We start from the raw sequence: 18,828 nt of genomic DNA, 5'->3' as shown, positions 1-18,828 counted from the left end.
TACCGCGGACGCTTGGCCCGGGTTGGGGTAAGTGTAGGCGCTGGTTGTGATGTGGGTTGGTGCCGATCCGGGATTTAGCGACCATGCGCCGAAGGTTGCTGCTGTATGGCCTGAATGGACGTGTGGTCCAGTCCACCCGCAAGTGTCACCAGAAGCATTGCGCTGGGCGGTGCTCTGTGCTTGCCCTATCTCATTCCTGCAGCCGATACCCGTGGAGTTCCCAGAACACGCGTGGCCCCCAGAACCATCCCAGTTTGAGTGACGATAATTCATGCGGCCCAAGATCCGAGACTGATCGGTGTAATCCTTAAGCACGGCGCGCATGCGGGCACACTGAGGAGCAATCACATTTGACTGGTAGTACCCGACCCAAAGGATAGATTGAGTTGTGGCCGAATCTCTGTACAGGAACGCGTTGAACTAGACGTTCCTTCCTACTCCGCAACAGGTTCCGCTTCCATCTTCGTCGTCCCAGTCGATGCCATTCTCAGGGGAATGATATCCCTGATTCATGTGAGCATCGCCGTCCGCACTCCCGACCGGGGGCTTCATTAACGCCCAGCGAGTATGAGTAGCGAGCGCTGGCTCGGGCAGGAAACCTATGACAAAGAGCGCGACAAGAAGCACGCTTGTACGCTGGCGTCGTAGCATCCCCAGCCCCCCGATCGGCCTTATGAAAGATCTTGCACTAGCGACTCCGCAATCTTCGTGAGCTCCGACAGAGTCAGGTCGTGTCCTGCAAGCTGAATCGTGCCTCCAGACTTCTCGAGCACGACGATGTGACAGTCCCCATAACCATCTTGGGTGTACGGAGGAATGATCACGGCTTCGTGGCCGGCGATCGTGCCAGTCGTGACCCGCTTTTGAGAAAAGTTACCGGAGAGATACCGGTGCGAGATTCGCGCAATCGATACCTCAGCGCCGCCGTCGATAAGAAACTCTCGATGGACACCAAACGCTGCATCGTTCCCGCAGGTGCTTCCGGCCGGGTACGTCCAATCGAAGGTGCCAGGCGGTAGGTAAGAAGGCGGATCGAACCAGTAAGAACTCGCTCGGAGAATGGGCTCGTCCCGGGGGTTACCAATCGCCTTAACCTCTTCCTTGGGGCAGGGATACAAGGACACCTGTTTGAGATCCGGATACTCCGCAACGAAAACGCCCCCCGCCCATCCACTGAACCTAGGTTCAGCAAGATCCGCTTGCTGAGCGTTAACGCCGACCTGGTGATCTGAGTTCGTGTCCAACGGCGTATCCCATCGCCCTACAGTGAGTCTGACGGGCGGTTCCCGGTATATCGGATACTCATCAGACTCTAAATCGGGAGTGACCGTGGGGTAAGCTGAAAGCGCCACATTGGGCGACTCTGCTGCCACCGGGCCCGAGGATGGCTGACCGCATGCCGATAAAATCCCAAGCCATAGGGTAATGAGTGGGGGCAGCGACCGAACGCCTTGCTTCGATCTAGGATTTACCCTAAGCAAGGAATGCAACATAGCCGTAACAAAGTATATTCCTATTGAGTAAAGGTCAATGCCCTGCTAGGGAGCCGACCGAAAGTCGATTCAGCTTCCTGAGCTGGGTGAGCCGGGTCTCATGCCCAGCCGGGAAAAACGCGTTCCAATCAGCGGGCAGGGAACGGGTGGCCCCCCGAGATGCGGATGAGGTCGGCCCACTCGTTGAAGAGCTCCTCGAGCTCCTCGTTCGTCTTCGGCACGAGGACAGATTCTACGGGTCTCGTGCGACGCTGCCCGCGGTGCCCGGCGTTCGAGATCTATCCCAGCAAGGCGCGCATGCCGGCCGCGTCGGATTCGATCGCTGCGGCGATCGCTTCGAGCGCGTGCGCTCGTGCGCGGAGCTTGCTCGCGGCGTGCGCCTCGGCGTTGAGCTGCGTGAAGCGTTCCGCGGCAGACCGAGCGACCTCGTCGACCCGCTCCATCGGCACCACCTGGTCGAGGAAGCCGGCGTCCACGGCGCCGTCGGGGGTGAACGTCTCGGCGAGGATGACCGCGCGGTTGAAGGCGGCCGGCGTGAGCCGCTGCCGACAGACCTCGACCGCCGCGTGCGGCATCGTGAGCCCGATCGCGACCTCGTTCGCGACGATGCGGAACTCGCCGGTCGTGCCGATCCGGTGGTCGCCGGAAAGGAGCAGGAAGGCGCCCATCGCGACGGCGTGACCCGTGCAGGCGATCACGACCGGCCTCGGGAAGCTGAGGATCTTGTGCGCAAGGCGGAAGCCGCCCACGATCATCTCGACGGTCTCGACGCCTCCGCCGCGGAGAACCTTGAGGTCGAAGCCCGCCGAGAACGTCTCCTTGCGGCCGCGGAGGATCACGGCGGAGGCGCCGTCGCGGGCGCGCTCGAACGCGGCGTCGATCGCCGCGAGCATCGTCGGCGACAGGGCGTTGACCTTGCCGTCGTCCATCGCGATGGTCGCGACCGAACCCTCGAGCGTGTAGGAGACGATCTCATCCATGGCAACCCCGCGTCCGTCGCCGGAAGGCTAGCATCATGGGGATGGCGGCGAAGAACGAAGAGATGGTGGCGCTCGACGGCCGCGAGGTCCGGATCACGAGCCCGAGCAAGGTGTACTTCCCGGAGCGCGGGGAGACGAAGCTCGACGTCGTGAAGCACTACGCGCGCTTCGCGGAGCCGCTGATGCGCACGATGGGCGGCCGTCCGCTGCTCCTCCAGCGGTTCCCCGAGGGCGCCGGCGGGCCGTCCTTCTACCAGAAGCGGATCCCCGAATCGGCGCCGTCCTGGCTCGAGACGACCACGGTCTCCACGCCGAACGGGACCGAGTCGCGCGCACTGGTGGCGGCCGACCTCGCCCACATCGCCTGGGCGGTCAACATGGGGTGCCTCGGGTTCCACGTGTGGCCGTACCTCGCGGCCGAGCCCGAGTTCACCGACGAGCTCCGGCTCGACCTCGATCCCCAGCCGGGCACCGACTTCACGCACATCCGCGCGGCCGCGGGTGAGCTCCGGGCCTTGCTCGACGAACTCGGCGTCGTCGGATATCCGAAGACGACCGGCAACCGTGGCTTGCACGTCTACGTCCGGCTCGAACGCCGGTGGGACTCCTACCAGGTCCGGTCGGCGGCGGTGGCGGTCGCGCGAGAGCTCGAGCGGCGGCGTCCTGAGCTGATCACCGCCGAGTGGTGGAAGGAGGACCGAGGCGAGCGTGTGTTCATCGACTACAACCAGAACGCGCCGCACAAGACCGTCTTCGGCGCCTGGTGCGTGCGCGCACGGCCCGGCGCGCAGGTGTCCACGCCGCTGCACTGGGACGAGATCGACGCGATCCACCCGGACGAGCTCACGATCGCGACGCTGCCCGAGCGCTTCCCCGGCGGCGAGGATCCCTGGGAAGGGATGAACGAGAACCCACGATCGCTCGAGCCATTCCTCGCGATGCACGATCGCGACCGTGCCGACGGGCTCATGGACGCGCCGTGGCCGCCGGTGTATCCGAAGCAGCCGGACGAGCCGCCGCGGGTTTCGCGCAGCCGCGCGAAGAAGGGCTGAGCAGGAGCTACTTCGGGAAGATCGCGCGTACCGCGTCGGGGAGCTCGCGGTGGAGCGCGGACAGCTCGGACTTCTTCGCGGCCTGCGGCGAGCTTCCGTTCGATACGAGCTTCCCCACCACCTCGTGCGCGTCGCGGAACGGTACTCCACGGCGGACGAGCTCCTCGGCGAGGGCGGTGGCCTTCAGCGTCCAGTCGGACGCGGCCTCCGCCATGCGGTCGGTTCGGAAGCGTAGCGTCCCGATCATGCCGTCGAGCGCGCTCACCACCCCGGCGAGCGCGTCGGCCGTGTCGAACACCGGCTCCTTGTCCTCCTGGAGGTCGCGGTTGTACGCGAGCGGGAGTCCCTTGAGCGTGGCGAGGAGCCCGGTCAGGTTCCCGATCAGCCGGCCGGACCTCCCGCGGACGAGCTCGGCCACGTCCGGGTTCTTCTTCTGCGGCATCAGGCTCGAGCCGGTCGCGAACGAGTCGTCGAGCTCCGCGAAGCCGAACTCCGTGGTGGTCCAGAGTACGATCTCCTCAGCGAGCCGCGACAGGTGGACGCCGCAGATCGCTGCGGCCGCGAGGAACTCGGCGGCGAAGTCGCGTGCCGAGACCGCGTCGAGCGTGTTCCAGATCACGGCGGCGAAGCCGAGGTCCTGAGCGGTGGCGTCCCGGTCGATGGGCAGCGTGGTCCCGGCCAGCGCCGCGGCGCCGAGCGGCGACGCATCGGCACGGTCACCGGCGTCGGCCATCCGGTCGGCGTCGCGCGCCAGAGCGTCGGCGTGCGCGTCGAGGTGGTCGGCGAGCCGGACCGGCTGGGCGCGCTGTAGGTGGGTGTAGCCGGGCAGCACCGCGTCGGGATGGCGCGCGGAGGTCGAGCGAAGCGTCTCGATCAGCCCGCCGAGCCGGGCGGTGATGTCCCCGATCGCGTCGATCACCCACAGCCGGAACGCGGCGGCGATGCGGTCGTTGCGCGATAGGCCGGCGCGGACCTTCCCGGCTACGTCGGGGAGCCGCTCGAGCAGCGCGCGCTCGACGACCGAGTGGATGTCTTCGTCGGCCGGCGAGACGGCGAACTCGCCGGAGGCGATGTCTTCGGCGATGTCTTTCAGCGCGTCGGCGACCCGGCCGGCTTCGTCCTCTTGGACGATCCCGGCGCGCGCGAGCGCGCGCGTGTGGGCCGCGAGCACCGCGCAGTCGAGGTGGACCAGGCGCACGTCGAAGCCGATCGAAGTCGTGAAGGCGATCGCCTCGGCCGCGGGGTCCTTGGAGAACCGTCCGCCCCAGAGCCGCGTCACTCGTCCGTTCCTTGCTGCTCGGCCCAGACCTTGACCGGCAAGCCCCAAAGCTTCACGAAGCCGGCCGCGGCTTGGTGATCGAAGGCGTCGCCGGACTCGTAGGTGGCGAGGCCGTGGGTGTACAGCGGCTTCTCGGCGCGGCGTCCTTCGATCGTCGCGGTCCCCTTATGCAGCCGGATGCGAACCTCGCCGGTGACGTGCTCCTGCGAGGACTCGATGAAGGCGTCGAGCGCGTTGCGCAGCGGCGAGAACCAGAGCCCGTTGTAGACGAGCTCCGCGTAGGTCGGCTCGAGGTGGCGCTTGAACGCGCCCAGGCCGCGCTCGAGGGTCAGGTCCTCGAGGTCGCGGTGGGCGGCGATCAGCGTCAGCGCGGCGGGGACCTCGTAGATCTCGCGGCTCTTGATGCCCACCAGGCGGTCCTCGATCATGTCGATCCGTCCGACGCCGTGCGCGCCGGCGCGCTCCCCCATCCGGGTGATCAGGTCGGCGAGACCGACGGCAGAACCGTCGAGCGACACGGGGGCCCCGCGCTCGAAGCCGATCACAAGGTGCTCGGGCTCATCCGGAGTGTCGGCGATCTCCCGGGTCCAGGCGAACGCGTCGGCCGGCGGCGTCTCCCATGGATCCTCGATCACCCCGCACTCGATCGTGCGGCCCCACAGGTTCTCGTCGATCGAGTACGGGCTCGAGCGCGTGACGGGGATGGGGATGCCGCGCTCCTCGGCGTAGGCGATCGCCGCGTCGCGCGTAAGGCCGGCGTCGCGCACCGGCGCCACGACCTCGAGGTCGGGGGCGAGCGCAGCGGCCGAGACTTCGAAGCGGACCTGATCGTTGCCTTTACCGGTGCACCCGTGTGCGACGGCGTTCGCGCCGAGCTCGCGCGCGGTGCGCACGAGATGCCGGACGATCAACGGGCGCGACAGCGCCGAGACGAGCGGGTACTTGCCCATGTAGAGCGCGTTAGCGCGAAGGGCACGCAGGGCGAAGTCGCGAGCGAACTCCTCGCGGGCGTCGACGACGATCGTCCGTGTGGCGCCGCACTCCCGGCCGCGCTCGATCAGCGCCTCGTGGTCGACGCCCTGACCGACGTCGACGGCGAGGGCGACGACCTCGAACCCGAACTTGTCCTGCAGCCATCCGATCGCCACCGACGTGTCGAGGCCACCGGAGTACGCCAGGACGCAACGACTCTGCGCCACTACGAACCTCCTTCGGAGCGGATCTCCGCGAACTGGCCGGCCAGCGCTCGCAGCCGACGGGCCACGGTCTGTCCGCGGACGCCGTCGCGGCATACGACCATGATCGTGTCGTCTCCCGCGACGGTACCGATCACGTCTTTGAGCCCCACGCTGTCGAGCGCCCGGGCGACCGCGTTCGCGCCTCCGGGAGGCGTCTTGATCACGACGAGGCTCGCTGAGGCTTCGACCTCGAGCATGAATTCCTGGAGCATGTGCCGGAGCCAGTTCTCGCCGGAGGGCGGCTCCTCGGGGAGGCGGTACACGACGCGTCCGTTCTCGCGCGTCCGGATCGCGCCGAGCTCCTCGAGATCGCGCGACAGCGTCGCTTGCGTGACCTGCTCCCCGTGCCTGCGCAGGAGGCGCGCAAGCTCATCCTGACTCGACACCGGCTGCCGGCGCAGCAGCTGAACGATGCGGCGCTGCCTCTGCGCTTTCATCGGAGCAGCCACTCCATCAGCGCCTTCTGCGTGTGGAGCCGGTTCTCCGCCTGATCCCACACGACCGAACGCGGCCCGTCGATGACCTCGTCGGCGATCTCCTCGCCGCGGTGGGCGGGCAGGCAGTGCATGACGATCGCGCCGTCGGCCGCGCGGGCGGCCAGGACCGAGTTCACCTGATAGGGCGCGAAGATCAGCCGCCGCTCCTCGGCCTCCCGCTCCTGACCCATGCTGGCCCACACGTCGGTGTAGATGACGTCGGTGCCGGTCACTGCGGCCACGGCGTCGGTGGTCACCTCGACGCTGCCGCCGGTCGACTCGGCGATGATCGCGGCGCGCTTGGCCATCTGCGGGATCGGCTCGTAACCGGGAGGCGTCGCGACGACGACGTCCATGCCGGCCAGGGCACCGGCGAGGAGGAGGGAATGCGCGACGTTGTTCCCGTCGCCGACGTAGGTCAGCCGCACGCCCTTCAGCTTCCCCTTCTTCTCGCGGATCGTGAGGAGATCCGCAAGCGCCTGACAGGGATGCTCGAGGTCGGACAGCGCGTTGATCACCGGGATCGAGGCGGCATCGGCGAGGCGCTCCAGTCGCTCCTGCTCGAAGGTCCGCACCACGACCCCGTGGACATAGCGCGATAGCACCCGGCCGGTGTCCTCGATCGTTTCGCCGCGGCCGAGCTGGAGCTCCGCGCTCGACAGCGGAAGCGGATGCGCTCCCAGCTCCGCGATACCGACCTCGAAGGAGATGCGCGTCCGGGTCGAAGGCTTCTCGAACACCATCGCGATGGTCTTCCCGGCCAGCACCTTCGTCGGCGTCCGGTCGGCTTTCATCGCCGCGGCCCGGTCGAGCAGGTGCGCGAGCTCGTCTGCGTCGAGATCGTCGATGGAGATGAAGTCGCGCTCGGTCATTTGACTCCTTTCCCGGCCAGGAGATCCGCGACGCGCTTCGTGAGCTCCTCGGGGTCGAACGGCTTCGGGATCACGTTGTTCCGGCCTACGAGCCCGTCGAACGCAGCGTGCGCGTCGGCGCGTCCGGTGACGATGAGCACCGGAACGTTCGCCAGATCGGCTCGCGAGCGCATCTCCTCCAACACCCGCTCGCCGTCCACGTTGGGCATCATGATGTCGAGGATGATGATCGAGGGATGACGGATCTCCGCCTTCAGGAGGCCCTCGAGCCCGTCCTTGGCGGTCATCGTGTCGTAGCCCTCGGTCTCCATCAAGACCTTGAGGAGGCCTTGAACCGTCGGGTCGTCTTCGACGATGAGGATCAGCGGCGGCGGGCTCACCGTGCACCTCGAAGGCTCACGACATACTCCGAAACGGCTTTGATCTGTTGCTCGCTTAGGAAACCCTCGAACTTCGGCATACCGGCGAGCCGCTTCCCGTTGGTCACCCTGGCGATGACCTCCTCCAGAGACAGCCCCGCACCCGTTCCTGAGACCAACGACGGGCCCCGGATTCCGGCGCCGTCGATGCCGTGGCATCCCGCGCAGTTCGCTTCGACGTACAGGGTCCGACCCTCCAGCGAGGTCGGGTTCGCTTGCGGCTCACCCGGCAACTTGTTGGCGCCGACCAGGCGTCCTATCCCGATGAGCGCGCCCAGGCCGAGTACGGCGCTCAGCACGAACGCCAGGACCCACGCCTTGACCGACCCTCGCTCGCTCACGGCGCCACCTGCGAGATGGCCTCGGCGAGCACGTCGACCGCCTGGTCGACGTCGGCTTCGGAGACGATCAGGGGTGGGGACATGCGTACGGTGTCGGGCCGGACGTTGTTGACCAGCAGGCCGCGGTCCCGCGCGGCGTCGACCACATCCTTGGACCATTCACCGGCCAGTTGCACGCCGACGAGCAGTCCTACCCCTCGCACGTCGACGACCGCCGGCGTGTCGGCGAACCTGTCCCGCAACCGGGAGGCGAGTCGCTCCCCCATCCGCGCGCTGTTGGAGACCAGACCCTCGCTCTCGATCACGTCGAGCACTGCGAGCGCGGCCGCGCACGGCACCGGGCCGCCGCCGAAGGTCGTCGCATGGTCGCCCGGACGGAACGCGTCGGCGACGTCCTCCCGCGCCACGCACGCGCCGATCGGAAGGCCTCCGCCCAGCGCCTTCGCGAGCGTCACGACGTCGGGCACGACGCCGGAGTGCTGGAACCCGAACCAGCGCCCGGTGCGTCCGAGTCCGGTCTGCACCTCGTCGAAAAGGAGCAGGATCCCCCGCTCGTCGCAGAGCTCGCGCGCGGCCTTGAGATATTCGGGTGTCGCCGGAACGATGCCGCCCTCGCCCTGCACGACCTCGAGCAGCAACGCGCCGATGTCGTCTTTGAGAGCGGCCTCGAGCGCTTCGGCGTCGTTCAGCGGCACGTGATGCACGAGCTCGGACGGCAGCGGCGCGAACGGCTCATGTTTCGCCGGCTGCCCGGTCGTCGCCAGCGTCGCGACGGTGCGGCCGTGGAACGAGCCGAGGGCCGCCACGACGCCGGTGCGATCCGGCCGCCCGTTCTCGCGCTGCCAGCGTCGCGCGAGCTTCATCGCGCACTCGTTGGCCTCCGCGCCGGAGTTGCCGAAGAACACCCGGCCCCACCCCAGGAGCCCGTGCAAGCGTTCGGCGAGCGCGATCTGCGGCTCGGTGAAGTAGAGGTTGGAGACGTGCGTCAGCGTGCCGCTCTGCTCACGCACCGCCTCGACCACCTTCGGGTGAGAGTGCCCCACGCTCATCACGGCGATCCCGGCCACGAAGTCGAGATACTCGCGGCCGTCCACGTCCCAGAGGCGCACGCCCTCACCCCGCGCGAACGCGACCGGTTGCCGGCCGTAGACGCGCATGTGGTAGCGAGACTCTGCCTCGCGGATCTGCTCGAAGGTCACGACCGCCATCCTCTCACGCCGTCACCATCGTGCCGACACCCGAGTCGGTGAAGATCTCGAGCAGGAGCGCGTGCTCCATGCGCCCGTCGAGGATCGTGACGCGTGGAACCCCGCCCTTGATGGCGTCCAGGGCAGAGTCGATCTTCGGGATCATGCCCTCGCCGACGGCCCCCGTCGCCTTGAGCTCGGCGGCCCGATCGGCGGATAGCTGCCCGATCAGCTCGCCCTGCGAGCCGAGGATGCCGGCAACGTTCGTGAGATAGACGAGCTTGTCGGCGCCGAGGGCCTCGGCGACGGCCGCGGCGACCTCGTCGGCGTTGACGTTGTGGGGCTGGCCCTTGGGATCCACGCCGAGCGACGCGATCACCGGGATGAAGTCGCGCAGCAGGTCGGTCAGGATCCCGGGATTGACCCGCTCGACGTCGCCGACGAAACCGAGATCGCCGGCCGGGTGCTTCTTGCGACGGACCGAGATCAGGTTCCCGTCCTCGCCCGAAAGCCCCGCCGCGAGCGTGCCGTGCCGGTTGATCAGCGAGACGATGTCCTTGTTGATGACCCCGACGAGCACCATCCGCACGACCTCGAGGTCGGCGGCGGTCGTAACGCGGTACCCGCCGACGAAGGACGGCTCGCCGCCGAGGCGCTTGATGTGCGCTGAGATCTGCGGGCCGCCGCCGTGGACCACGACCGGATTCATCCCGACGTAGCGCATAAGAACGATGTCGTTCGCGAATGAGGCGCGGAGCGCCGGATCCTCCATCGCCGCGCCGCCGTACTTCACCACGACCGTCCGGCCGTGGTAGCGCTTGATGTAGGGCAGCGCCTCCATCAAGATGCGCGCCTTGCCCGTCGCGTCGAGCGTCACGTCGAGTACTCCGCGTTGATGCGGACGTACTCAGGTGAGAGATCGTTCGTCAACACCGTGGTCGACGTGTCGCCGCGGTTCAGGTCGATCAGCACCTCGACCTCACGCTCGAGCAGCACGGCGCGCGCCTTGTCACGATCGCCGGGGCCGGGGGCTCCGCCCTTCGCGAGCAGTTCGCCACCGAGCCAAACGTCGACGACGTGCGGGTCGAACGGGATGCGGGTGGTGCCGAGCGCGGCGAGCACGCGGCCCCAGTTCGGGTCTGCGCCGTGCAGCGCGCAGCGGAGCAGGACCGAATCGGCGATCCGCAGCGCCGCCTCGCGCGCCTCACGATCGTTGACGGCTCCCCTGACCGTGACGGCCACGACCTTCGTCGCCCCCTCGCCGTCCTCCACGATCTGGCGAGCGAGCGAGCGGCAAACCTCGGCGACGCCGGCTTCGAACGCTTGGAGCTCGGGGTGGGACGCCGTCAGCGGCTCGCCGCCGCCGGCGCCGTTCGCGAGGAAGAGGACGCAGTCGTTCGTGGAGCGACACCCGTCGACCGAGATCAGGTTGAAGCTCGATGCGGTCGCCCGCTGCAACGCCTGCGCAAGGACTCCCCGGTCCGCCGGCGCGTCGGTTGCCAGGAAGCACAGCATCGTGGCCATCTCGGGAGCGATCATGCCGGCGCCCTTGGCGATGCCGACGATCGAGCCGCCGGGAACCTCGGCCGCCGCCGTCTTGGGCCGGGTGTCGGTCGTCATGATCGCGCCGGCCAGCGCGTCGAGCCCACCGGGAGCGAGCGCATCCACAGCAGCCGCGATCCCCGCCCGGGTCTTGGCCATGTCCATCGGAACGCCGATGACGCCGGTCGACGCGACCAGGATCTGCTGTTCCTTGGTCTTGAGCAGGGCCGCCGCTTCCTTCGCCATAGCGCGCGCGTCCTTCAGCCCTTGCGAGCCGGTGCAGGTGTTGGCGTTGCCGGCGTTCACCACAACGGCGCGGGCGGAACCCCTCCGCACGTGCCGCTTCGTGACCTCGATGGGCGCGGCTTGCACCCGGTTGGTCGTGAACACACCGACGGCCAGGGCCGGCAGGTCGGACACCAGCAGGCCGACATCCGGACGGCCGGAAGCCTTGAGCCCGGCCGCTACGCCGCTCGCGCGGAACCCCTGCGGAAGGTTCACGGGAACAAGCCCTCGGCCGTCAGCCCGAGCGTTTCCGGCAATCCCAGCATCAGATTCGCGTTCTGGATCGCCTGGCCGGCGGCGCCTTTCCCGAGGTTGTCGATCGCCGCGATCGCGATCGCCCGTCCCGTGCGCACGTCTGCGGTCGCCCATACATGGCAAGCGTTGGAGCCGAGGGTGTACTTCGTCTCGGGCGGCGCAGGAGTGGCACGGACGAAGGGTTCGCTCGCGTAGAACGTCGCCGGTGCCTGCGCGACCGCGACGGGATCGACACCCGGTGCCAGCCCCGCGAAGCAGGTCGCGAGCAGCCCGCGCGGCATGGGAACCAGATGCGGCACGAACGACACGTTCACGTGTTCCCCGGCCAGGCGCGAGAGCTCTTGCTCGATCTCCGGAGTGTGTTTGTGGCCGGTGACTGTGTAGGCCTTGAAGCTCGCGTCGACGTTCGCGAAGTGCACGCCGGGGCTCAAACCGCGGCCCGCACCGGAAACGCCTGAGGCGGCGCTGACGACGATCGACGCCGGATCGATCAGGCGTCCCGTCACCAGCGGCGCGAGTGCGAGAAGCGCTGCCGTCGGGTAGCAGCCCGGATTCGCGACCGCCTGGCCACCGACGATCTCCTGGCGGTGGAGCTCCGGAAGGCCGTACGCCCACTTCCCGAGCCACTCGGGCGCGGTGTGAGCAGAGCCGAACCACTCCCGATACGCGTGCGGGTCCTCGAGCCGGAAGTCGGCCGACAGGTCGACGACCCTGACTCCGGCCTCGGCGATCCGGGCGCCGAGCTCCATCGAGGCACCGTGCGGAAGGGCCAGGAACACGAGATCCAGATCGGTGAGCTTGGCGGGGTCGAGCTCGTCGTAGGACCGGCCGGCGTAGGCGACGAGGTTCGGGTAAACCGACGCGACGTCCTTCCCGGCGAACTCGCGCGACGTGACGACCACGGGCTCGAGGCCGGGGTGGGCCGCCAAGAGCCGCAACAGCTCCGCCCCCGTGTACCCGGAAGCGCCGACCACCCCAACCCGGAAGGACATGTGGAGCAATATATACGACAGGATGAATATTTATTCAAGCGGGATCGGGCTCGTGTCCGTGCGGCCGTAAACGGCGATCCGGGTGGCTACTCGCGCGCCAATGCGTGGGCCACGGCCACGATCGCGGCGGCGTAGAGGATGATCGCGATGAACAGCACGGCCTTCCACCTCCCCCTGCCGCCTGCTCAGAGGCGACCCCCACGGATGACGCGGTGACGAAACCACCCAAATGGTGTCACCACAAGGGGTGTAAGGTCAACCGCGCATCGCGTCGGTCGTCCGGTTCGTCGCTTTAGCGGACGACCCAGCCGGCCGTGCCGACCGCGGCTCCGATCGCCGCCATGACCTCAGCGACCTCGGCGTCGGTCAGCGTCCGCTCGGGATGACGGAACGAGATTGAGAAGGCCAAGCTGACCTTCCCAGGCCGGCCGAACTCCTCTCCCGGGTACACGTCGAAGACGTCCACGGCCTCCAGCAGGTCGCCGGCGGCGTCGCGGATGACGGCCTCGACCTCGGCGGCGGGGGCGGTCTCCGACACGACGAGCGCCAGGTCGCGCGTGACGGCCGGGAAGCGGGGCAGGTCTCCCGGCGCTGAGGTGCGAGCCGCGGCGATCAGCGGCACGAGGAGGAGCTCTCCCACCCCGACGCGCGCGGGAAGGTCCAGTGTTCGAGCCGCACGTGGATGAAGCTCGGCCACGAGCCCGATCTCGGCGCCGCCGAGCAGGATGCGTGCAGCCCGGCCGGGGTGCATCGGCGCCGGCTCGGACACCTCGACCTCGACGCCCTCGATGCCGAGGCCCTCGACCACGCGGGCGAGTACGCCTTTGGCGTCGTAGAAGTCGAAGTCCCGATGCGGCCGGTGCCACGACGTCGGAACCGGTCCCGTCTGAAGCCAGGCAACACGCAAGTGCTCGGTGGGGAGCTCCTGGTCGGAAGGCGCGAATGTGTTCCCGATCTCGAACACCGTCACGGTCGTGTTCCGGCGCGCGAGATTCTTCGACGCGACCAGCAACAACCCCGGGATCAGCGACGGCCGCAGAACCGATTCCTCTTCGGACAACGGGTTCGCGAGCACGAGCGTGTTCCGCCAGGGATGATCGGGGGGGAGCTCGAGCCGGTCGGGCAATGAGGGCGGCAGCATCGAAAGCGTCTGCGCCTCGGAAAGCCCCGAGCCGAGCATGAGCCGCCTGATCAGCCGGCGAAGGGTTTGCTCCGGGCTGAGGCCGCCGACGCGTCCCGATGCCGGCAGCGTGATCGGGATCCGCTCGTACGAGTAGAGGCGGGCGACCTCCTCGATGAGATCGGGTTCGATCCGGAGGTCGGGCCGGAAGGTCGGCGGGACGACGCGGAGGGCCGTCCGCGTCTGGGACTCCACGCGGCACCCGAGCGATTTCAGCCCGGACGCCATCTCATCCGGCGTCTCCTTGATACCAAGCACGGCGTTCGCGCGAGCGATCCGCAGGCGGATCGGCTTGGACGTGATGGGCTTGGGATACACGTCGATCGCTCCGGGCGCGACCGTGCCGCCGCAGATCTCCGCGATGAGCGCGGCGGCGCGCGCGGCAGCTTCAGGCGGAGCCTCGGGATCGGCGCCGCGCTCGAAACGCACGCTGGCTTCGGTCCGCAGTCCGAGTCGCCGCGCCGTTCGCAGGATCCGCCTCGGGTCGAAGTACGCTGCCTCGAGCAGGATCTCAGTCGTCTCCTCCCCCACCTCCGACTCGCTGCCGCCCATGACGCCACCGACGGCCACAGGGCCTTCTGCGTCGCAGATCAGGACGTCGTCGCGCTCGAGCGTGCGCTCGACACCGTCGAGGGTCGTGAGCGAGCGCTCCCCCTTCCGCGGCTTCCGCACGACGATCGCCCGGCCGCGCAGCTTCGCGAGATCGAACGCGTGCTGCGGGTGACCGCGCTCGAGCAGGACGTAGTTCGTCACGTCGACCGGACCCGAGATCGGCCGCATCCCGCAGGCGAGGAGCCGGCGCTGCATCCACCCCGGCGAGGGCCCGACCCGCACGCCGGTGATGACGCGCGCGAGGTATCGGGGACAGCCCTTGGCATCCTCGACCGTGACGGCCGCGAGTTCCGACGACTGGGGTCCGGCTTCGTGCAGGCCGGCCTCGGGGATCGTGAGCGGCAAACCGTACAGGGCCGCCACCTCCCGCGCGACGCCGACGATCGAGAGGAGGTCCGGGCGGTTCGGCGTGACGTCGATGTCGAGGATCGCGTCGTCGAGGCCCAGGGTCTCGCGTACGTTCTGGCCGAGCTTGCCGTCGGGCTCGAGGATCAGGATCCCCGAATGGTCGTCGGAGATGCCGAGTTCCTTCGGAGAGCAGAGCATCCCCTCGCTCATCCGTCCGAACATCTCGCGCCGGCCGATCTCGCGGCCACCCGGCAGCCGCGAGCCTGGCGTCGCGTAGGGAACCAGGTCGCCGGGGGCGATGTTGCGCACGCCGACGAATACCTCGCGCGGACCGTCGCCCGCATCGACGCGCGACAGGATGACCTTGTTGGCGCCGGGGACCTCCTCGATCTCCAGCACGCGGGCGACGACGACCCCGGAGATGTCGGCTCCCGGGCGAACGACCTCTTCGACGGTCAGGCCGTGGACCGGCAGTCGTGCCGCGAGATCCTCGGCCGATGCTTCGACCGGCGTGAGCTCACGAAGCCAGGAAAGAGGAACCTTCATCCGGCGAACCTCGCGAGGAAACGGACGTCGTTGTCGAAGAGCTGACGCATGTCGGTGATGCCGAACGCGCGCATCGCGATGCGCTCGGGCCCCATACCGAACGCGAAGCCGGTGAACACCTCGGGGTCGTAGCCGGCGTTGCGCAGTACCTGTGGGTGAACCATCCCGGCACCCATCAACTCGATCCACCCGCTGCGTCCGCACGCGGAGCAACCCACGCCTTCGCAGTTGGGGCAGGCGACGTCGACCTCGGCCGACGGCTCGGTGAACGGGAAGTACGACGGCCGGAAACGGATGCGCTGTTCGGGGCCGAAGATCTCCTTCGCGAAGGCGTCGATCGTTCCCTTGAGGTCGGCGAAGGTGATGCCGCGATCGACCGCGAGTCCCTCGACCTGATGGAAGACCGGCGAATGGATTGCGTCGAACGCATCCCGTCGGAAGGTCCTGCCCGGCGCGATGATGTAGATGGGGGCCGGCTGCTTCTCCATCGCGCGGATCTGCACCGGCGAGGTGTGCGTTCGCAGCAACGTGGCCGCGCCCTCGATGTAGAGCGTGTCCCACATGGAGCGCGCGGCGTGGTCCGGCGGGATATTCAGCGCCTCGAAGTTGTACCAGTCCGTTTCCACCTCGGGGCCCTCGGCCACGCGGTACCCCATCGCGACGAACACGTCGACGATCCGATAAAGCATGAGCGAGACCGGATGCGGATGCCCGGGCGGGATGGCGCGTCCGGGCAGTGTGACGTCGACGCGATCCCCGGCGAGCGCGGCCGTCTCCTCCTGTGTCTCGAGGGTCGCCCGGCGGTCCGCGAGCGCGGCTTCCACCGCCTTGATCGCCTGCTGGATCGCCTGGCCGGCGACCGGCTTCTCCACGTTGGGCAGCGCGCCCATCCCGGACTTGAGCTCCGACAGCGGCGCTTTTCGACCGGTCGTGGCGACCTCGGCTTCGCGCAGCTCGGCGAGCGTGCCGGAGCTCGCGACGCGCGCGAGCGCCTCGTCGCGCGCCGCTTCCACGCGGCTGCGGATGTCGCTCGTCATTGGGGATCCTTGGGGAGCCGGACGGCGAAGACGGTCCCGGTGGGATCGCTGCGCTCGACGATCAGGTCGCCGTCGTGCGCCTGAACGATCCCCCGGCAGATGTACAGGCCGAGACCGGTGCCGGTGCGTCGTTCGCCGCTGCCGCGCCGGTAGAACTTCAGGAAGATGTTCGGCAAGTGGTCTGGGTCGATCCCCTCTCCCTCGTCGGACACCCGGACGACCACGTGGCCTCCGGCGTCCTCGCCCGAGACGGTCACCGTTCCCGGTGTCGCGTACTTGATCGCGTTCTCGATGAGGTTGATCAGAACCTGTTCGATGCGGCCGGGGTCGGCGGTGATCTTCGGAAAGGCTACGGGGAACGAGACCTCCAGCCGGTGCTCCTCGGCGTTCAAGCGCAGCCGCGCCACCGCGTCGGTCGCGATCGCAGCGAGATCTACCTCCTGGCGCTTGAGCTCCAAGCGGCCTGCCTCGAGCCGCGACACGTCGAGCAGGTCGCCCAGCAAACGGGTGACCCGGTCGGCGTCGTAGTTGATCGTCTGGAGCATGACGCGTTTCTGCTCGTCGGAGAACCGCTCCCACTTCGAGAGCAGAGTAGACGTGAACCCTTTGACGGAGGTGAGCGGTGAGCGGATCTCGTGCGAGACGGTCGAGATCAGGTCGGATGCGGCCCGGTCGAGGCGCTTCCTGCTCCCGATCTCGCGGAGCGACACGACGACCGACTCCAGGCGCTGATCGCCGTCCCGGATGAATGCCGCGCGGATGGCGACGGGAGCTTCGGTGCCGTCCCGGCGCGCGAGCGCGTACTCGATCTCGGGGGTGGACGTCACGGTGGAGAGCCCGCCGCGGAAGGGGTCGGCGTGCTCGTGGACGAGGAATCCCGATGCGTCACGCAGCGGGAGGACGGCTCCGTAGAAGGAACCGGCCGCCTCGGCGCGCGACCAGCCGGTGAGGCGCTCGGCGGCGCGGTTCATCTTCTGCACCGTGCGGTCGGGGCCGATCACGACCACTCCGTCGGGCAGCGCGTCGAGCAACGCTTCGTCCATGTCACCCGTTCCCGTTCCTGCGGCGATGCGCTGCCTCGAACAATACGACCGCGGCCTCGGCCGCGAGCGGAGGCCGGATCTTCATCTCTGGGTCGGCTATCCGCACCCGGACGGGGTGGGCCATGGCGTCGGGCAGCGCCCCATCCTCGCCGACGACCACGGCCACCGGCTCCGTCCATCGGGAGGACGGGAGATCCTCCCCGTCGGGAGTGACGGTCACCAGCCCGACGCCGGCCATCCTCAAGGATTCGGCACAGGCGGCGGGGTCGACCCCCGACACGATCCGAAGCAAGAAGTGAGCGCCGGCGGCGCTGCGAACCACCTTCGGCGCGAAGAGATCCGTGGTGCCGGTCGTCGCTATCACGACCGAGCCTCCGGCGGCGGCGCACGATGCGAGGATCGACCCGGCGGCCGCGGGGTCGTGCACGCCGGCCAGCACCGCGCCGAGGCCGAATGCCCCCGTCGCCTCCTCGAGGCTCGCCTCGCGGAGCGGGACGATCGCCAGCACGTCGGGCGACGATCCCACCGCGGTCAGCGAGGCCATCACGGCCGGCGAGACCTCGAGCATCTTCGCGCCGGAAGCGCGCGCCTCTTGGAGCATGTCGGGACGTCTGGCTGCCGCGTCGGTCGTATGAACGAGCTCGAGCAGGGGGGTGCCCGTCCGCATGGCGACGCCGACGCCACGATGGCCTTCGACGAGCATCGCGCGGCGTCGCTCACGCTCCCGACGCTTGCGCAGTTTGCGGACCGCTCGGATCTGAGGGTTGTTTGGGTTGGAGATCACTCGCCCCGGCCGGCGGTGCGCTCGAGCCCGGCGCGGGCGACCTCGACCAGCGCACCGAAAGCCGCCTTGTCGTTCACGGCCAGCTCGGAAAGCATCCGCCGGTCGACCTCGACCTCAGACAGCTTCAACCCGTTCATGAACCGGTTGTAGGACATGCCGTGCTCGCGGCTGGCGGCGTTGATGCGAGCGATCCAGAGCCGCCGGAAGTCGCCCTTGCGCTTGCGCCGGTCGGCGTACGCGTATCGCATCGAGTGCAGGACCTGCTCCCGAGCGGCGCGGTAGTGGCGGCTGCGCGAGCCCCGGTATCCCTTCGCTCGTTCGAGGACGGCGCGGCGTTTCTTGAGTCCGCCGACCGCCCGCTTCACCCGTGCCATCGTCTAGCCCCCCAGTAGTTCGGTCGCGCGCTTCGCGTCGGCCTTGGAGACCGGCACCATCGGCGTGAGACGCCGCTTGTGTCGCGCGCTCTTCTTGCCGTAGTTGTGCGACATGAAGGCGCGACCGCGCATGACCTTTCCGGTCGCCGTCTTCCGCATGCGCTTGGCGGCGCCGCGGTGCGTCTTCTTCTTCGGCATCGCTTCTCCTACCCTTCCGCTGCCTGCGCCGCCTTCGGTCCCTTGCGGGTCGGCGCGAACATCATCGTCATGTTCCGGCCGTCCAGCTTGGCCGGCACCTCGACGTGCGCGATCGGTGACAGGTCTTCCGCGAGACGCTCGAGGATCCGCTGGCCCAGCTCCGGGTGGGCCATCTCGCGGCCCCGGAACATGATGGTCAGCTTCACCTTGTGCCCCTGACCCAGGAACCGCTCGATGTGTCCCTTCTTCGTCGCGTAGTCGTGGCGGTCGATCTTCGGGCGCATCTTCATCTCTT

General features: G+C 68.4%; 20 protein-coding genes. 1 reads left to right on the top strand and 19 read right to left on the bottom strand.

The window, feature by feature from the left end:
* Positions 1-671 precede the first annotated feature (671 nt).
* Both WEB06_10385 and WEB06_10380 read right to left on the bottom strand, forming a co-directional pair.
* Positions 672-1,244 carry a hypothetical protein gene (locus WEB06_10385; protein MEX2556031.1) on the bottom strand — a complete coding sequence of 191 codons (573 nt, stop codon included), beginning with the start codon at positions 1,242-1,244 and terminating at the stop codon, positions 672-674.
* Positions 1,245-1,771: 527 nt separating this feature from the next.
* Positions 1,772-2,473 carry a crotonase/enoyl-CoA hydratase family protein gene (locus WEB06_10380; GenBank protein MEX2556030.1) on the bottom strand — a complete coding sequence of 234 codons (702 nt, stop codon included), beginning with the start codon at positions 2,471-2,473 and terminating at the stop codon, positions 1,772-1,774.
* 41 nt (positions 2,474-2,514) lie between these two features.
* Between WEB06_10380 and ligD the strand changes: the two genes are divergently transcribed.
* Positions 2,515-3,525, top strand: coding sequence for a non-homologous end-joining DNA ligase (ligD, locus tag WEB06_10375; protein MEX2556029.1), 1,011 nt, complete (start codon positions 2,515-2,517; stop codon positions 3,523-3,525).
* Between the two features lie 7 nt (positions 3,526-3,532).
* On the opposite strand, the gene argH is transcribed toward ligD, so the two are convergent.
* From argH to infC, 17 genes are all read right to left on the bottom strand, one after another.
* Positions 3,533-4,804, bottom strand: coding sequence for an argininosuccinate lyase (argH, locus tag WEB06_10370; protein ID MEX2556028.1), 1,272 nt, complete (start codon positions 4,802-4,804; stop codon positions 3,533-3,535).
* The gene (locus WEB06_10365) at positions 4,801-6,003 is read right to left on the bottom strand and encodes an argininosuccinate synthase (protein MEX2556027.1); all 1,203 of its coding nucleotides are present in this window, start codon (positions 6,001-6,003) and stop codon (positions 4,801-4,803) included. Before WEB06_10365 ends, argH begins: the two co-directional genes overlap by 4 nt.
* Entirely contained in the window at positions 6,003-6,479 is a 477-nt protein-coding gene (gene argR, locus WEB06_10360) for an arginine repressor (protein ID MEX2556026.1), read from the bottom strand. The genes WEB06_10365 and argR overlap by 1 nt, the downstream gene beginning before the upstream one ends.
* Entirely contained in the window at positions 6,476-7,390 is a 915-nt protein-coding gene (gene argF, locus WEB06_10355) for an ornithine carbamoyltransferase (protein ID MEX2556025.1), read from the bottom strand. Before argF ends, argR begins: the two co-directional genes overlap by 4 nt.
* The gene (locus WEB06_10350) at positions 7,387-7,770 is read right to left on the bottom strand and encodes a response regulator (protein MEX2556024.1); all 384 of its coding nucleotides are present in this window, start codon (positions 7,768-7,770) and stop codon (positions 7,387-7,389) included. The genes argF and WEB06_10350 overlap by 4 nt, the downstream gene beginning before the upstream one ends.
* Positions 7,767-8,150, bottom strand: a complete 384-nt coding sequence (locus tag WEB06_10345) for a cytochrome c (GenBank protein MEX2556023.1) — start codon at positions 8,148-8,150, stop codon at positions 7,767-7,769. The genes WEB06_10350 and WEB06_10345 overlap by 4 nt, the downstream gene beginning before the upstream one ends.
* On the bottom strand, positions 8,147-9,349 hold the full coding sequence (locus tag WEB06_10340; GenBank protein MEX2556022.1) for an acetylornithine transaminase: 1,203 nt from the start codon (positions 9,347-9,349) through the stop codon (positions 8,147-8,149). Before WEB06_10340 ends, WEB06_10345 begins: the two co-directional genes overlap by 4 nt.
* 13 nt (positions 9,350-9,362) lie before the next feature.
* Positions 9,363-10,178, bottom strand: coding sequence for an acetylglutamate kinase (gene argB, locus WEB06_10335; protein MEX2556021.1), 816 nt, complete (start codon positions 10,176-10,178; stop codon positions 9,363-9,365).
* 32 nt (positions 10,179-10,210) lie between these two features.
* A complete protein-coding gene (argJ, locus tag WEB06_10330) occupies positions 10,211-11,380 on the bottom strand; it encodes a bifunctional glutamate N-acetyltransferase/amino-acid acetyltransferase ArgJ (GenBank protein MEX2556020.1) in 1,170 nt (389 codons plus the stop codon).
* Positions 11,377-12,411, bottom strand: a complete 1,035-nt coding sequence (gene argC / locus WEB06_10325) for an N-acetyl-gamma-glutamyl-phosphate reductase (GenBank protein MEX2556019.1) — start codon at positions 12,409-12,411, stop codon at positions 11,377-11,379. The genes argJ and argC overlap by 4 nt, the downstream gene beginning before the upstream one ends.
* A gap of 292 nt (positions 12,412-12,703) precedes the next feature.
* Complete coding sequence (gene pheT, locus WEB06_10320; GenBank protein MEX2556018.1) at positions 12,704-15,097, bottom strand: phenylalanine--tRNA ligase subunit beta; 2,394 nt, start codon at positions 15,095-15,097, stop codon at positions 12,704-12,706.
* A complete protein-coding gene (gene pheS, locus WEB06_10315) occupies positions 15,094-16,122 on the bottom strand; it encodes a phenylalanine--tRNA ligase subunit alpha (protein ID MEX2556017.1) in 1,029 nt (342 codons plus the stop codon). Before pheS ends, pheT begins: the two co-directional genes overlap by 4 nt.
* Before the next feature lie 8 nt (positions 16,123-16,130).
* Positions 16,131-17,177 carry an ATP-binding protein gene (locus WEB06_10310; GenBank protein ID MEX2556016.1) on the bottom strand — a complete coding sequence of 349 codons (1,047 nt, stop codon included), beginning with the start codon at positions 17,175-17,177 and terminating at the stop codon, positions 16,131-16,133.
* A gap of 1 nt (position 17,178) precedes the next feature.
* Positions 17,179-17,961, bottom strand: coding sequence for an RNA methyltransferase (locus WEB06_10305; GenBank protein ID MEX2556015.1), 783 nt, complete (start codon positions 17,959-17,961; stop codon positions 17,179-17,181).
* The gene (gene rplT, locus WEB06_10300) at positions 17,958-18,335 is read right to left on the bottom strand and encodes a 50S ribosomal protein L20 (protein ID MEX2556014.1); all 378 of its coding nucleotides are present in this window, start codon (positions 18,333-18,335) and stop codon (positions 17,958-17,960) included. Before rplT ends, WEB06_10305 begins: the two co-directional genes overlap by 4 nt.
* A 3-nt stretch (positions 18,336-18,338) precedes the next feature.
* Positions 18,339-18,533 carry a 50S ribosomal protein L35 gene (gene rpmI / locus WEB06_10295; GenBank protein MEX2556013.1) on the bottom strand — a complete coding sequence of 65 codons (195 nt, stop codon included), beginning with the start codon at positions 18,531-18,533 and terminating at the stop codon, positions 18,339-18,341.
* 8 nt (positions 18,534-18,541) lie between these two features.
* On the bottom strand, positions 18,542-18,828 hold a 287-nt coding region (gene infC / locus WEB06_10290; protein ID MEX2556012.1), incomplete at its 5' end, for a translation initiation factor IF-3.

Source organism: Actinomycetota bacterium, assembly GCA_040905475.1.
Lineage (GTDB): Bacteria > Actinomycetota > AC-67 > AC-67 > AC-67 > DATFGK01.
The sequence above is the reverse complement of the archived record's forward strand: the minus strand, read 5'-3'. Positions and strand labels throughout refer to the sequence as shown.

Excerpts from the sequence above, each read along its gene's own strand:
- WEB06_10380 (MEX2556030.1), bottom strand. The coding sequence starts at position 2,473 with ATGGATGAGATCGTCTCCTACACGCTCGAGGGTTCGGTCGCGACCATC.
- ligD (MEX2556029.1), top strand. The coding sequence starts at position 2,515 with ATGGCGGCGAAGAACGAAGAGATGGTGGCGCTCGACGGCCGCGAGGTC.
- argR (MEX2556026.1), bottom strand. The coding sequence starts at position 6,479 with ATGAAAGCGCAGAGGCAGCGCCGCATCGTTCAGCTGCTGCGCCGGCAG.
- argF (MEX2556025.1), bottom strand. The coding sequence starts at position 7,390 with ATGACCGAGCGCGACTTCATCTCCATCGACGATCTCGACGCAGACGAG.
- argB (MEX2556021.1), bottom strand. The coding sequence starts at position 10,178 with ATGGAGGCGCTGCCCTACATCAAGCGCTACCACGGCCGGACGGTCGTG.
- argC (MEX2556019.1), bottom strand. The coding sequence starts at position 12,411 with ATGTCCTTCCGGGTTGGGGTGGTCGGCGCTTCCGGGTACACGGGGGCG.
- pheT (MEX2556018.1), bottom strand. The coding sequence starts at position 15,097 with ATGAAGGTTCCTCTTTCCTGGCTTCGTGAGCTCACGCCGGTCGAAGCA.
- WEB06_10310 (MEX2556016.1), bottom strand. The coding sequence starts at position 17,177 with ATGGACGAAGCGTTGCTCGACGCGCTGCCCGACGGAGTGGTCGTGATC.
- rplT (MEX2556014.1), bottom strand. The coding sequence starts at position 18,335 with ATGGCACGGGTGAAGCGGGCGGTCGGCGGACTCAAGAAACGCCGCGCC.
- rpmI (MEX2556013.1), bottom strand. The coding sequence starts at position 18,533 with ATGCCGAAGAAGAAGACGCACCGCGGCGCCGCCAAGCGCATGCGGAAG.